Below are 15,395 nucleotides of genomic sequence, written 5' to 3' on the forward strand. Positions count from 1 at the left end.
TAGAAATCATTATGAAACATTTAAAACAAATAATCAGCATTGTTTGCTTGTTACTAATGCAATTAATTACAGCGCAAACAAAGAAATCTGTAGCAGATTTTAATAAAGTAATTATTAGTCCTCACATAGAGACGACTTTTGTGAAAGGAGACGAGAATTCAGTAACTATTCTTGAAAATACACTATCAGATGATAAGGTAAATATAGAAGTTAACGGAGGTACTTTACGTGTATATTTAGATGATGCAAAGACGACGACTAAGCATAAGAAAGTGGTCAAGAATGGCATGAAAATGAAAGTGCCAATTTATAAGGGTAGAGTATTAACAATAAAAGTGACTTACAAGAATATAGATAATCTATCACTTCGCGGAGAGCAAAGAACTGTTTGTGAGAGTTTAATAGATGCTGAAGAGTTTAAACTCAAAATTTATGGCGAATCTCAGGTAACTTTTAATGAGGTTGATTTCCAAGTGCTGAATGCGGATATTTATGGAGAAAGTCAATTAACAATAAATAAAGGAAAAATAAATCATCAGTGGATCACTGCTTTTGGTGAAGGTGAAATTAATTTGGTTGAAGTAGATAATAAAACATCTAAGCTAAAGGCTTATGGAGAAGCAAAATTTACCGTACAATCATCAGAGCGTATTAAGTTTACTGCCTATGGTGAGGCCGAATTGTTTTATAAGGGCGATCCAGAAGTTTACAGAGGACTAAGTATAGGTGCTTCAACTATTAGTCAAATAGATTAACTGAAACCAATTAAAAAAAATGAATACAAAGCTTTTAAGTTTAAACGAAGCCACTAGAACGGTAAATTCGGGTAGTAATAAAGTGACGCTTCTAGATGATATCAATCTCCAAGTTAATGAAGGCGAATTTATCTCACTCATGGGACCATCAGGTTCAGGGAAATCTACATTACTTAATTGTATAGGAATGCTCGATAGTTTTACGGGTGGCGGTTATACATTTCTTGGAGAACCAGTGCATAGCATGAAAGAGAAAAATAGGTCTAAGCTATACAAAGAATATATAGGTTTTGTGTTTCAGGCTTATCACCTTATAGATGAGTTAACTGTTTGGGAAAATATTGAGACACCTTTGTTATACAAAAGCATAAAGTCTTCTGAAAGAAAAGCACTTGTGGCTGATATGTTAGATCGCTTTAATATTGTAGGTAAAAAAGATTTATTTCCTCAACAACTTAGTGGAGGACAGCAACAATTAGTAGGGATAGCTAGAGCATTGATAGGAAAACCAAAATTAATTTTGGCAGATGAACCCACTGGGAATTTAAACTCAAAACAGAGCACTGAAATTATGGAGCTTTTTTCTCAATTAAATAAAGATGGTGTGACCATAATTCAAGCAACGCATTCAGAACAAAATGCAGCTTATGGTTCTCGAATTATTAATCTACTCGACGGAAAAATAGTCGAAGAATAAGAACGTATTATGAAGCTTAAATATGCAATAATAGCTCTCACTTTTGTGATGAGTCTGGGAGGATATAGTCAAAATTCAACACTAAAATCTTATACTTTAGATGAATGTATTTCTATCGCTTTAGAAAATAATCTTGATTTAAAGTCTACCTACTTGCGTGCCAATTCTGCAAAAATAAATTACAGGCAATCTCTTCTTAACATGACGCCATCTGTTAATGGAAATTTTAATTTGGGTGTTAATGATGGTCGAAGTATAGATCCATTTACTAATGATTTTATCAATCAAGAACTCACATTTTCAAATTTGGGTTTAAGTTTGAATATGACCATTTTTAACGGGTTTAGACTATTAAATTTAGCAAAACAGAATCTACTAAATAAGAAGGCTTCAGAAATGGAAGCTGAAGCGGCAAGGCAAGATTTAGTACTCAATGTTACATTGACATATCTTCAAGTGCTAAACGCGAAAGCTGTTTTGGATTTAAACAAGGCGAGATTAGAAACAACAAAGCAACAACTAAAAATTCAAGAAGATTTTTATAAGAACGAATCTGGTAATCCCGCAGATTATAATGATATTTTGGGTCAATTGGCAAGTGATGAAACAAATGTTCTAAATTCAGAAAGTAATTATAATAGTACAAAATTAAGTTTGGTTCAATTGTTAAATCTTAAAAATGATATAGACATACAGGCTTTGGACCTTATGTTAGATATTGAAAAATATGGTTTGTCATCTGACGATGTTTTTAATGCTGCATTAGAGAATTTAGCGGCAGTTAAAGCGCAAGAATTAAGACTTAAAGCTTCTAAGAAAGGTATTAGTGTAGCTAAAGCTCAATTTACGCCTGAGGTTTCAGTTTTCGCAGGAATTAATAGTAATTATTCCAGTGCAGCGCAAATATTTAATGCTACCGGGACAAGTATTGTTGATACTGGTGATTTTGTAACTGTAGGTGGGCAAAATCTACCTGTACAATCAGAGCAAACAAATTTTGAAGCGCAACAAATAGAGTTTAGTGACCAACTTGATAATAACTTAAATACTGTTGTTGGTATATCTGTTAGTGTACCGTTACTTAACGGCTTTAGAGCAAAAAACAATGTAGCAATAGAAAAAATTAATGCTGAGGAAAGTCTCTTACAATTAGAGCGTACACATCTTGATATTAAAAACACGATTACTCAAGTCCATTTTGATATGGAAGCGACTTATAATCGTTACCAAAGTTTACAACGTCAGGTTGATGCTTATCAAGAATCCTATAGGATTAATGAGATACGTTTTAATAATGGGGTTTCTAATTTTCTGAATTATATTACAAGTAAAAATAATCTAGATAATGCAAAAGTGAATCTAGCAAATGCAAAATATGAGTATCTATTAAGAGTAAAAGTTTTAGATTATTATCGTGGTAAATCTTAATTAAAAACTTACAATCTTATATTTTTGTGTTTCAATTTTAGAAATGTTGCAAAAAAATAAAATCAGAGTTGTAGAATTATTTGCCGGTGTCGGTGGATTTCGATTGGGTTTAGAGAAATTCAACAAAAAAAAATCTGATTTGCAAGTCGAAGTCGTTTGGAGCAACCAATGGGAACCTTCTACAAAACGACAACATGCTTCTGAAGTTTACGTGGCTAGATTTGGAAAACTCAATCACTCCAATCAAGATATTGCTTCTGTAAAAATAGAAGATATTCCAGAGCACGATTTACTAGTTGGTGGTTTTCCTTGCCAGGATTATTCTGTAGCAACAACACTTAAAAACTCTAAAGGTCTTCAAGGTAAAAAAGGTGTATTGTGGTGGGAAATTTATCGCATCCTAAATGAAAGCCAAGTAAAACCAAAATATCTCTTTTTAGAAAACGTAGATAGACTATTAAAATCACCATCGAAGCAACGAGGACGTGACTTTGCTATTATGCTAAAAAGTCTATCAGATTTAGGTTATGCTGTGGAGTGGCGTGTGATTAATGCTGCTGATTATGGAATGCCACAAAGACGACGGCGCGTATTTATTTTAGCCTATTTAAAAGGCACGCAACTTTACGATAATTTAAATAAATCTGATACAGAAGATTGGATTTTGAAAGATGGTATTTTAGCAAAAAGTTTCCCTGTTGTATTTGAAAAAGATGACTATAAATTTCAGTTAAAAGATGATGTAAAAATCATTTCGGACACGTTTAATTTAGGAGGAAAATTATCACCCTTTAATATTAGTGGGCTTTATATTAATAATGAGGTTTACACTGTTAAAACAAAAACCGATTTTGAAGGTAAACGAACCAAACTCAAAGATGTTTTAGTTACTGATAAAGAAGTGTCTGATGAGTTTTATATTTCTGAAGATGACCTCGATAAATGGAACTATCTTAAAGGTGCCAAAAAAGAAGTCCGTGAAACTAAAGATGGTTTTAAATATAACTATGCTGAAGGTGCCATGGTATTTCCTGATGCTTTAGATAATGCGTCACGTACTATAATTACTGGTGAAGGCGGAAAATCAGCATCGCGTTTTAAACATGTGATTAAGACAAAAAAAGGCTACAGACGCTTAACACCTGTTGAATTAGAACGCTTAAATATGTTCCCTGATAATCATACACAGCTTGATGGTGTAACCAATACCAAACGTGCATTCTTTATGGGTAATGCTTTAGTTGTTGGCGTTGTAGAAAAAATAGGAGAGACACTTTTTAATGCTATTTCAGAGGAAAAATCTGTTTAGCTACACCCATTTCTATCAAATGCTTTAATCGAAGTTGGAGATTAATGGGTTGTTCAGAAAGCTGAGGTGAGAAATAGAGCAGACCTTCGGTTTTAGGGCATAGCTCTTCAATTTCGTTTTTAAGCTTTTTATCTTCAAAATTTCTTAAGTCCGCATCATACTCAAGTAATCGTTTTTTAGATAAGTTTCTTAATTCTAGGTGACTCAATAACTTCTTACGATTCACACTGGTGATGATACACTTTTTAAAACCTTGAGTTAGATCTTCTTTATCTTCAACATAAATTCCAGTAATCAAAAAATAATGCGTAGTGAGTTTGTTTTCGTCTAAAAGCCAACCTAATTTTTGCCCTCCATTTTTTAGATAAGACAGTTCAAAAGTAAAGGTCGGAAGACTTTTGTTTAGATAGTCTAGTTGTGCTTTTTCATCAATAAAAACAGCATCATTTTTAGGATAAATTAGATCCACACCCCGATGTTGAAGATTTAAATCTTCATTTCGTTCAAAATGTAAATTTAAGTTATCATAAATTGTGTCGAGATATTCGCCAAGTAATTGTTCTTTATTTAGATCTCTTTTGAAATGAGACATTTACCATCATTATTAATACTTAAATTTAATCATATTTTTGCCACATGAATGATAACTTTACAAACGAGTTCTTTGGAATAGGTATTCAAAATGGAAAAACACCTGAAAACCTAGGTGTGCTTAGGCGTTCGGCTCAAAATTTAGGAGCTAGTTTTATTTTCACTATCGGAAATCGTTACGCCAAACAAGCAAGTGACACGCATAATGCTGTAAAATCTATGCCTTATTTTCATTATGAGTCGTTTGAAGAATTCTTTAATAACTTACCAAAAGGTGCTCGTATTGTTGGTGTAGAGTTAACTGAAGAAGCAGAAGATTTAGAAACATTTCATCATCCACGTCGATGTGTTTATTTATTAGGAGCAGAAGACCACGGCTTATCTAAGCAAGCCATTGAGAAGAGTCATTTTTTAGTAAAATTTAAATCGCAATTGAGTCTTAATGTATCTGTAGCCGGAAGTATTGTGATGTACGATAGAGGAATAAACAAACCAAGGTCGTAACTTTGCAAAAAATATAAATATGCATAAAGCAGGTTTTGTAAATATTATTGGTAATCCTAATGTGGGTAAATCTACATTGATGAATGCTTTTATTGGTGAAAAATTGTCTATCATTACGTCAAAGGCGCAAACAACACGCCACCGAATTTTGGGGATTGTAAATGGAGAAGATTTTCAGGTTATATTAAGTGATACACCAGGGATTATAAAACCCGCTTATGAGTTGCAGTCTTCGATGATGGATTTTGTAAAATCTGCTTTTGAAGATGCAGATGTGTTGATTTACATGGTTGAGATTGGTGAAAAAGAATTGAAAGATGAAGCGTTTTTTAAGAAAATCACCAACTCTAAAATCCCTGTACTTTTACTTTTAAATAAAATAGATAACTCAAATCAACAACAATTAGAAGAACAAGCACAACTTTGGCAAGAGAAGGTGCCTAATGCTGAGTTTTATCCTATTTCTGCCTTGAATGGGTTTAATGTTCAGAATGTGTTTGATAGAATAGTTGAACTTTTGCCAGAATCTCCAGCATTTTATCCAAAAGACCAGTTAACAGATAAGCCAGAACGTTTTTTTGTTAACGAAGCAATAAGAGAAAAAATTCTTTTGCACTACAAAAAAGAAATTCCATATGCGGTAGAAGTAGATACCGAAGAATTTTTTGAAGAAGATAGCATTATCAGAATTCGATCTGTAGTTATGGTAGAGCGCGAAACTCAAAAAGGTATTATCATTGGGCACAAAGGTTCTGCATTAAAAAGGGTTGGCATGGAAGCCCGAAAAGACTTAGAAGCCTTTTTTGGAAAACAAGTGCACCTTGAACTCTACGTTAAGGTAAATAAAAACTGGCGTAGCAATCAACAACAGTTAAGGCGTTTTGGTTATAACCAGAAATAAATTCTGTGACATTCTTAGATAGAATGGATACCCTCAGAATGTAATATCTCTCTCATAAAAGCATGTAGCTTATACATGTCAGGTTTTCCTTTGGCTTTTCCCATTCGTCCAATGAAGTAAAGTGTAAACCAAACAACTACCATAAATAGAGTCAAAAAAAGAGGGATGGCATAAGATTCTCCTAAAGTCATATTGGTGTAAGCCCAAATACCAGAAGCAATAAATAATCCAGCAACTAAAAAATGAAGAAACATAAACATCGTCCAAATTGTTGGATTAGGGCCAAAAAGACCGTAAATAGTAGCATGTGTTTTGTCTTTCTCATTTATTTCTAAATGTAATTGAGGTGACCAATAATGCTGTTCTTGCTTTGGAAAGCGAATAAATACGTGATCATCTAATCGAGTAACGACAAAGTCAGACTGCTTTACTTTTTGCTCATCAAACCCAGCTAACAATTTCTCGTTAGTTGCTTCAACATCAAATTTAAAGCGTGGACGTAATACTATTTCGTTAGATAATGACATAATAATACATAGTAGGTCTAAATTAAACATTTTCTTAAAAAGATAATGTTATCTTTGCACCCGCTTACGGGATACGTAATGCAGAGTAAATCAAATAGATATGAGTAGTATTGTAGCCATTGTTGGGCGTCCTAATGTAGGTAAATCAACATTCTTCAACAGATTAATACAACGCCGAGAAGCCATTGTAGATGCTGTAAGTGGTGTAACAAGAGACAGACATTACGGGAAAAGTGATTGGAATGGTAAAGAATTTTCTCTTATTGATACCGGCGGATATGTCGTTGGAAGCGATGATATTTTTGAAGCCGAAATTGATAAGCAAGTAGAATTAGCTATAGAAGAAGCTGACGCGATAATCTTTATGGTGGATGTCGAGAGTGGTGTAACAGGAATGGACGAAGATGTTGCTGATTTATTAAGAAAATCTAAAAAGCCTGTATTTCTTACTGTAAATAAAGTTGACAATAACAAAAGAGCAGAAGATGCCGTAGAGTTTTATTCATTAGGCCTTGGGGATTATTACACCATTGCAAGTATTAACGGTAGTGGTACAGGAGACTTATTAGATGCTTTGGTTGAAGCCTTACCTGATAATGAAGAAGAAGAAGTTGTAGATGAATTACCGCGTTTTGCAGTAGTTGGTAGGCCTAATGCCGGAAAATCTTCTTTCATAAATGCATTAATTGGAGAAGACAGATACATTGTAACTGATATTGCTGGTACTACTCGTGATGCTATAGATACCAAGTACAACCGTTTTGGTTTTGAATTTAACTTAGTCGATACTGCAGGGATTCGCCGTAAATCTAAAGTAAAAGAAGATTTAGAATTCTATTCTGTAATGCGAAGTGTAAGAGCAATAGAGCATTCAGACGTTTGCTTGTTGGTTTTAGATGCGACTCGTGGTTTTGATGGACAAGTTCAGAATATCTTTTGGCTTGCAGAACGTAACAGAAAGGGTATTGTCATCTTAGTGAATAAGTGGGATTTAGTCGAAAAAGACACTAAAACGGCAAAAGAATTTGAAACTTATATCAGAAAACAAATTGCACCTTTTACTGATGTACCAATTGTTTTTATATCGGTATTAAATAAGCAAAGAATTTTTAAAGCTATTGAAACTGCTGTTGAGGTCTATAATAACAGATCTAAACGCATTAAAACAAGTGTTTTAAACGATGTGTTATTGCCAATAATTGAGAATTATCCACCACCAGCATACAAAGGTAAGTTTGTAAAGATTAAATATATCATGCAATTGCCAACTCCACAACCTCAATTTGCATTCTTCTGTAATTTACCTCAATACGTTAAAGAGCCATACAAAAGATACCTAGAGAATAAGCTGAGAGAAAAATTTGATTTTCATGGTGTGCCAGTAAGCGTATACATGCGTAAAAAATAGTATTTTTACTAGGCTATGATAAAATTGAGATTAATTCTTGCTCTACTTTTTGTTTCTGCAAGTACACTTTCTTTGTTTGCTCAAGATTTGCCACCTGAGATAACAGCTACTGGTAATCAGGGTTATTGTCCTGGTACGCCAATTAACATTGTGACTAGTGTTAGTATTACAGATCCAGACATTGCAGATACTACTTTAAATGAAATTTTTATTCAAATATCAGAAGGCTATGTAGCTGGCTTTGATAATCTAACTTTAGCAGGCGTCCATCCAAATATTATTGCAGATTGGCAACCTGCGCAAGGGCAATTAGTATTAAACGGGCCAGCTACTTTTGCTGAATTTGAAGCTGCAATTTTAGATATAGAATTTTCAACAACTCAAACTGTTTTTACATCAAATAGAAGTTTTTCTATCAATTTAGGAAATGCAAATTACTTACCATCTACAGACCATTACTATTTTTATGTGTCTAATCCTGGTATATCGTGGCAGAGTGCTAGAGATGCAGCAGCAGCTCAATTGTATTTTGGTTTACAAGGTTATTTAGTAACAATTACTACTCCTGAAGAATCACAATTAGCTGGAGAGCAAGCTTCAGGTACAGGTTGGATTGGAGCTTCTGACGAGGGTGCTGAAGGTGTTTGGCGTTGGGTTACAGGCCCAGAGGCCGGTATACAATTTTGGCAAGGTGCTGTAAATGGAACATCTGTTAATAATGAATTTTCTCTTTGGAATAATAATGAACCTAATCAATCAGGTAATGAAGATTATGCACATATAGTATCACCTACATTAACTAATGCAATTCCGGGTTCTTGGAATGATTTAGCAGCATCGGGTAATCCAGACCCTAATAATCCTTTTCATCCTCAAGGCTATATTGTAGAATTTGGAGGTTTACCAGGAGACCCTGATATCAACTTATCTGCTGCTACGATTATAAGAATGCCCCAGACATCTATTACTGACGCTGAAGGTTGTGAAGGCGATGAATTTACTTTGACATTGACAACTAATACAGATGAAGTGATTTGGTATGATGGACCATCATCACCAAATGTCGTTAACATTGGAAATTCATATACAGCTACGTTAAATGAAACTACTATATTTTGGATATCTGCTAGATTTATGGGATGTACAGCTGGAGGTAGGATGCCATTAACCGTTACTATCAATCCAACTCCTGAATCGAATGATATTACTATTCAGCAATGCGATGATGCTTCTGCTGATGGGATTTCAGTTTTTAATTTAGAGATTTATAGCGGTTTAATTGCAAATGCAAATACGACTAATATTGTAAACTTTTTTGAAGATAGTCAATTCACAATTCCTATTAATGCATCGAGTTATACCAATACATCTAATAATCAAATTGTATATGCAAGAGTTTTAAATCCAACTTCTGGTTGTTTTGCCATTGCTGAAATTACTTTAAGTGTGTCGCTTCCAGCAATTGAAAATTTTGAGCTCTCAATATGTGATGATGAGGAAGAAGATGGGTTTACTGAATTCAATCTTTCAGATTTAGATGATGAGATTTTAATAGGGCTGCCTGTTACAGCTCAGACATCATTTTTTCCGACGTTTAATGATGCTTTATTGAACATTAATCAGCTTTCAAATACATACACTAATACAATGCCTAATAATGAAATAATTTTTGTTAAGGTTACAGATGGGCTAGCTTGTTTAGGAGTTTTTGAAGTTAATCTCGAAGTAAAACCGCTTCCTGAATTATTACCAGACGAAACGGTCATCTATTGTTTAGATACATTTCCTTCTAAGATTATACTAGATAGCGGTATTGTTAACGCTGTACCTAATAATTTTTATTACAATTGGTCGACTCAAGAAACTACGATACAAATTGAGGTAAATGAACCAGGAATTTACTGGGTCGATGTTACAGAAGTCGGTGGTTGTACCAATAGAAGAAATATTGAGGTTTTACCATCTAGTATTGCTGAATTTGACAATATTGATGTTATTGATGGTATAGAAAATAATATAGTAACTGTAAATGTTTTAGGTAATGGCGATTATGAATTTTCGCTTACTTCCGAAAATGGTCCTTTTCAAGATTTAAATATTTTTGAAGATGTGCGTTCTGGTATCCAAACAGTATATGTTAGAGATAAGAATGGTTGCGGTGTTGTTTCAGAATCATTCCCAGTGATAGGGTTTCCAAAATTCTTTACGCCTAACGGAGACTCTAATAATGACTTTTGGACTATAGATGGTTTTAATGAAGAATTCTTAGCAAATTCAAGAGTACAAATTTTTAATCGCCATGGTAAATTAATGACCGAATTGTCTACGCAAAACCCAATTTGGGATGGTCGTTATAATGGCAATCTTATGCCATCTGACGATTATTGGTTTTTAGTTAGTTTACAAGATGGTCGTACTTTTACTAGACATTTTGCGCTAAAACGTTAACACTAGTTAATACTATTTAATGTTTGTTTAAGATATATCTTACGATATCTGTATAGATTTGTTTTTAAATTATTTACTGTTACAATTTAGTTAAAACTAAAACAATAGTTGTATAACTATAAAAATAGTTATAGTATTGAATTTAAATCTATCAATCAATCAAATGAAACGAATATTTGTTCTCTTAGCTTTAATTTTTGCTGTACATGTATTTTCTCAACAAAAATCTTTTAAAATTGAAGGTTCACTTATCGCAGAAGATACTAAGACACCTTTAGAGTCTGCTACAGTTTATTTGCAACGTGTAAAAGATAGTAGTTTGGTAACGTATACAATTACCGATAAAGAAGGTAAGTTTTCCTTGCAGGATAAAACCTATGATAACTTTTTAAACTTGTTTATATCTTATGTAGGTTATTCGACCTATTCTAAGACAATAGCAATAGATAAAGAGACTATTAATTTGGACCCTATTTCACTTAAAATAGATAACAATGCGTTAGACGAGGTAGTAATAAAAGCCACACCTCCAATTACAGTTAAAAAAGATACATTAGAGTTTAATGTGGCATCCTTTAAAACAAAAAAAGATGCTAATGTTGAAGATTTATTAAAAAAATTACCTGGTGTCGAAGTTGATGCTACTGGTGCTATTACTGTTAACGGAAAACCTGTAAATAAGATTCTAGTAAATGGCAAACCTTTTTTTGGAGATGACCCGACAATTACAACACGTAATCTAACCAAAGAGATTATAGATAAAGTTCAGATAACAGATACAAAAACCAAGGCGCAAGCTTTTGCTGGCGAAAAAGGAGATGACGAAAACAAAACGATTAATCTAACAATTAAAGAAGAGAATAATAAGGGTGTTTTTGGACGTTTGTCTGCTGGAGCTGGAACCGATGAACGAAATGAGTTTGCAGGTCTTTTAAACCTTTTTGATAATGATAGGCGTATAAGTGTATTGGCTGGAGGAAATAATATTAATTCTCCCAATTTTAGTTTTGGTGAAATAGAAAAAATGTTAGGAGGCGCTTCCTCAATATCTGTGAGTAGTAATGGTAATTTTTCAATTAATGGACGTTCCTTTGGTGGCGGTGGTCAAGGTATTATTACCTCTAGAAACGCAGGTGCTAATTATGCAGATGTTTTGGCCAAAGGTTTTGATGTGTCTTCAGATTATTTTTATTCTCGTAGTAGTTCTGAGAATGATAGTAGAGTAGAGCGCGAAAATATTTTGCCTGATGCTCGTTTCTTTACCAACTCAACATCTCGCGAAACTTCAGATAATGATAATCATCGTTTTAATGCCGCTTTTGATATTGAGGTCGATTCAACATTTTTAATCAACATAACACCATCTTTTAACTATGTAAAGAATCAAGGTTTTAATAATCGTTTTGATGAAACTTTTGATGAAAATCAGGATTTAACAAATCAATCTACATTTGAGTCTTTTTCCGATTCTGAAGTGAGAAGATTTAATACAGATGTAGACATAACAAAGCGCTTTGGTAATAACGGTAGTTTTTTAAAGTTTGCGTTCGAGACAGAATTTAGCGAAACGGATGGTGATGAGTTTCAAATTTCTGAAACATTGATAACGGATCCCAATGTCAATGATATATTAAGAAATCAGCAAATAACAAATAATTCAGATTTTAATAAATACCGTTTCAGTAGTACTTATCGGATACCTTTAATTGCAAAAAAACTCTTTTTAGATGCAAAATTGAGTCATCTTTCAGAAGTTAGAAATAGCCAAAATTCTACTTTCGATTTTAACGATGCTACTTTAGAGTACGACTTGTTTAATACAGATTTAAGTTCAGATTTTAAGTTTACGAATCGCAGAACAACACCGAGTTTAGATTTAAGTTACCGAAAAGACAAACTAAGAGTGAGTCTAGAAGTAGGTTATGTGAATAGAACATTAGAAAATGAAGACGCTTTAAGACCAACACTTAGTGCTAAAGAGCGTTTTAATGCTATAGAGTTAGATGGTAATTTTAATTATAGATTTAGTGATAAAGCCTCTTTATATTCGGGATATAGCTTATCTAATAGACCGCCACAATTAAGACAATTACAAGCCTTCCAGGATGTGTCAAACCCATTAAATATCATAGTTGGTAACCCTGAATTAAATCCATCAAATGATTACAGAATATATATGGGTTTCAATAATTTCGATTTTCAAAAACGTACAGGCATTTTTCTTAACCTGAATGTCTCTACAACCCAAGATGAAATTGTAACACGATCTACAGTAGATGAAAACTTTGTAAGAACAACGACTTATGACAATGTTGATGGTAATTATAGAATACGTGGTGGCGGAAGTTATAGAAAATCCTATAAAGTAGATTCTTTGCGTACTATAAAACTCAATTTTGGATTTAATGGCGGGATTAATAGACGTATTAATTTTAATAATGATGTAAAGTATGCATCTAATAATACCAATTTGGGACCAAGGTTTGGCGTGACATTTAATTGGAAAGATGTTATGGAAATTACACCAACTTATAACCTTTCATATAATACGACGCGTTTCGATTTGGCTGACTTTGATAATCAAGAGTTTTTAACTCATAATTTAAGGATTAGAACAGCAATGTTTTTGCCTAAAAAGTTCGAATGGCGAAATGATATTAACTATAATTACAATCCCAACGTGGCAGCTGGTTTTCAGAAGTTTTCATGGTTTTGGAATTCTACTTTAGCATATACTTTCCTTAAGGATAAAGCCACATTAACCTTAAAAGCATACGATATATTAAACCAGAATACTAATGCTCGAAGAGTAGCTACAGCAGATTATATACAAGATGCTCAGAGTACTGTATTACAACAATATTTTATGCTAAGCTTTAGTTGGAAATTTAATAGTCTAGGAAGCAAAGGAAAAACAGATTCTAATAGCTTTATAATTCTAGATTAGAGAAAATAGTAGAAATCACCATCCGCCGGAAGCACCGCCACCGCCAAAACCGCCTCCGCCAAAGCCACCACCGAAGCCACCACCTGAGCTTCCACCACCAAAACCACCAAAGCCTCCAGAAGAAGAACCACTTCTGTAGCTGCCGCGTCCCATATTACTTAATATAATGGCTTCTAAAATACTTGTGTCATTTCTACGATTACCACGATTTCCGCCACCGCGTCCACCTTTATGCTTTGATATGGCAATAATAAATATGATAAAAATGATGAATAAAAAGAACAATAATCCAAACGGAAATTCATTGTTAGATGATGATTGTCTTGAGCCTTGATATTCGCCTGTTAAAACTTCAAAAATAGCATCAGCGCCACGATTGAGTCCACCATAATAATCATTGCGTTTAAAATAAGGAATGATATCTCTGTCAATAATACGCTTGCTCATGGCATCAGTCAGTAAATGTTCTACACCATAACCAGTATTAATAGCTATTTTGCGGTCATTTTTTGCGAGTAAAATAAGAACACCATTATCTTCTTTTTCTTGACCAATTCCCCATTTTTGTCCCCATTGTGCACCTAGATAATTTATGTTTTCACCTTCTGTAGAAGGTATAGTGATAATAACTATTTGTGTTGAAGTCGTATCTGAATATCTTACGAGTTTTTGTTCTAATGCATTTTTTTCTGAAGTCGAGAATAAATTAATGTAGTCGTAAACGCTAGTTTGAAATTCTGGCGTTTCAGGTATTTGATATTGTGCTTCAGCAGTGATAAAACTGAAGAATAATATCGATATACTAACGATAAATTTCCAACCTTTTTTCATCCTTTAGAAATTGAATTGTCTAGTTCGTTAGTATTGCCGTGAAACCAAGGGAAATATTTAGATAATTGTTGTCCAGATTTTTTAATACCTTCTATTAAACCTTGCGCAAATTCGCCGTTTTTAAAATGTGCAGCAATAGTATCTTTTGTAGCATTCCAGAAGTCTTTTCCAACAGCTTCATTAATGCCTTTGTCACCAAATATGACAAAACTTTTTTTATCTACAGCTACATAAATTAAAACGCCGTTTTGTTCTTTGGTATTATCCATTTTTAGATAATGAAAAACTTCCATAGCGTGTTTAAAAATATCACCAGTACAGTTTTGCTCTATGTGCACGCGTATCTCTCCAGAGGTGTCTTTTTCGGCATCACGGATAGCAGCAACAATAGCATCTTCTTCAGATGCCGTTAGAAAGTTTTCAATGTTTGACATGATTGTTTTTAATCGATTTAGTCAAAATCAAATTCTACATCTGGTGCATTTTCACTTCCTGCATCAGCTTTGTAATACCCTTTTTCATCAAAACCTAAAAGACCAGCTATAAATTTTGTAGGCATTGTACGAACATACTTGTTGTATGGCTCTACAGATTCATTGAAACGATCTCTAGCAACATTTATCCTGTTTTCTGTACCTTCAAGCTGACTTTGTAACTCTAAGAAGTTTTGATTTGCTTTTAATTCAGGATAGCGCTCAACTGTAACTAAAAGGCTTTTTAAAGCACCAGATAGTCCACCTTGTACTTCATTAAATTTAGCGAGTTGCTCCGGTGTAATATTACTTGGGTCAATAGTGACTGAAGTTGCTTTTGCTCTAGCATTAATAACCGCTTCTAAAGTTCCTTTTTCAAAATCTGCTGCGCCTTGAACTGTTTTTACTAGGTTACCAATAAGATCATTGCGTCTTTGATAACTACTCTCAACATTTGCCCATGATTTTGTTATTGTTTCTTCTAAGCCAACAGCTTTGTTATTTACATTCATTCCCCATATTGCAATTAAAACTATAATTACAATTGGTACAATCCACTTTTTCATAATTGGTTGA

14 protein-coding genes are annotated in these 15,395 nt (G+C 33.5%); 9 read left to right on the forward strand and 5 right to left on the reverse strand.

Features of this window, described 5'->3' with window-relative positions; translation table 11 throughout:
* Positions 1–11: 11 nt before the first annotated feature.
* The 4 genes from IEV10_RS06105 to dcm are packed head-to-tail and all read left to right on the forward strand — an operon-like array spanning position 12 to position 4,189.
* A complete protein-coding gene (locus IEV10_RS06105) occupies positions 12–755 on the forward strand; it encodes a head GIN domain-containing protein (protein ID WP_188373797.1) in 744 nt (247 codons plus the stop codon).
* 19 nt (positions 756–774) lie between these two features.
* On the forward strand, positions 775–1,452 hold the full coding sequence (locus IEV10_RS06110) for an ABC transporter ATP-binding protein (protein ID WP_188373798.1): 678 nt from the start codon (positions 775–777) through the stop codon (positions 1,450–1,452).
* Positions 1,453–1,461: 9 nt separating this feature from the next.
* Complete coding sequence (locus tag IEV10_RS06115) at positions 1,462–2,880, forward strand: TolC family protein (RefSeq protein ID WP_229719607.1); 1,419 nt, start codon at positions 1,462–1,464, stop codon at positions 2,878–2,880.
* A gap of 46 nt (positions 2,881–2,926) precedes the next feature.
* Complete coding sequence (gene dcm / locus IEV10_RS06120) at positions 2,927–4,189, forward strand: DNA (cytosine-5-)-methyltransferase (RefSeq protein ID WP_229719609.1); 1,263 nt, start codon at positions 2,927–2,929, stop codon at positions 4,187–4,189.
* On the opposite strand, the gene IEV10_RS06125 is transcribed toward dcm, so the two are convergent.
* The gene (locus tag IEV10_RS06125) at positions 4,164–4,781 is read right to left on the reverse strand and encodes a hypothetical protein (protein WP_188373800.1); all 618 of its coding nucleotides are present in this window, start codon (positions 4,779–4,781) and stop codon (positions 4,164–4,166) included. The genes dcm and IEV10_RS06125 overlap by 26 nt on opposite strands.
* Positions 4,782–4,825: 44 nt before the next feature.
* Here IEV10_RS06125 and IEV10_RS06130 point away from each other — a divergent pair, with 44 nt between their 5' ends.
* Positions 4,826–5,284, forward strand: a complete 459-nt coding sequence (locus IEV10_RS06130) for an RNA methyltransferase (protein ID WP_188373801.1) — start codon at positions 4,826–4,828, stop codon at positions 5,282–5,284.
* A gap of 19 nt (positions 5,285–5,303) precedes the next feature.
* Positions 5,304–6,185 carry a GTPase Era gene (era, locus tag IEV10_RS06135; RefSeq protein ID WP_188373802.1) on the forward strand — a complete coding sequence of 294 codons (882 nt, stop codon included), beginning with the start codon at positions 5,304–5,306 and terminating at the stop codon, positions 6,183–6,185.
* Between the two features lie 14 nt (positions 6,186–6,199).
* On the opposite strand, the gene IEV10_RS06140 is transcribed toward era, so the two are convergent.
* On the reverse strand, positions 6,200–6,712 hold the full coding sequence (locus tag IEV10_RS06140; RefSeq protein ID WP_188374199.1) for a GTP-binding protein: 513 nt from the start codon (positions 6,710–6,712) through the stop codon (positions 6,200–6,202).
* Positions 6,713–6,812: 100 nt separating this feature from the next.
* Here IEV10_RS06140 and der point away from each other — a divergent pair, with 100 nt between their 5' ends.
* The 3 genes from der to IEV10_RS06155 all read left to right on the forward strand — a co-directional run bounded on the left by der (position 6,813) and on the right by IEV10_RS06155 (position 13,515).
* Positions 6,813–8,120 (forward strand): ribosome biogenesis GTPase Der, encoded by a 1,308-nt coding sequence (der, locus tag IEV10_RS06145; RefSeq protein WP_188373803.1) that lies wholly within the window; start codon positions 6,813–6,815, stop codon positions 8,118–8,120.
* Between the two features lie 24 nt (positions 8,121–8,144).
* Entirely contained in the window at positions 8,145–10,568 is a 2,424-nt protein-coding gene (locus tag IEV10_RS06150; RefSeq protein ID WP_229719610.1) for an FIDD domain-containing protein, read from the forward strand.
* A gap of 163 nt (positions 10,569–10,731) precedes the next feature.
* Positions 10,732–13,515: an outer membrane beta-barrel protein gene (locus tag IEV10_RS06155; protein ID WP_188373805.1), complete on the forward strand. Its 2,784-nt coding sequence runs from the start codon at positions 10,732–10,734 to the stop codon at positions 13,513–13,515.
* Between the two features lie 15 nt (positions 13,516–13,530).
* Here IEV10_RS06155 and IEV10_RS06160 read toward each other — a convergent pair whose 3' ends face one another.
* The 3 genes from IEV10_RS06160 to IEV10_RS06170 are packed head-to-tail and all read right to left on the reverse strand — an operon-like array spanning position 13,531 to position 15,385.
* Positions 13,531–14,346: a TPM domain-containing protein gene (locus IEV10_RS06160; RefSeq protein ID WP_188373806.1), complete on the reverse strand. Its 816-nt coding sequence runs from the start codon at positions 14,344–14,346 to the stop codon at positions 13,531–13,533.
* Positions 14,343–14,780 carry a TPM domain-containing protein gene (locus tag IEV10_RS06165; RefSeq protein ID WP_188373807.1) on the reverse strand — a complete coding sequence of 146 codons (438 nt, stop codon included), beginning with the start codon at positions 14,778–14,780 and terminating at the stop codon, positions 14,343–14,345. The genes IEV10_RS06160 and IEV10_RS06165 overlap by 4 nt, the downstream gene beginning before the upstream one ends.
* Before the next feature lie 17 nt (positions 14,781–14,797).
* On the reverse strand, positions 14,798–15,385 hold the full coding sequence (locus tag IEV10_RS06170) for a LemA family protein (RefSeq protein WP_188373808.1): 588 nt from the start codon (positions 15,383–15,385) through the stop codon (positions 14,798–14,800).
* Positions 15,386–15,395: the final 10 nt, after the last annotated feature.

Source organism: Winogradskyella haliclonae, assembly GCF_014635865.1.
GTDB lineage: Bacteria > Bacteroidota > Bacteroidia > Flavobacteriales > Flavobacteriaceae > Winogradskyella > Winogradskyella haliclonae.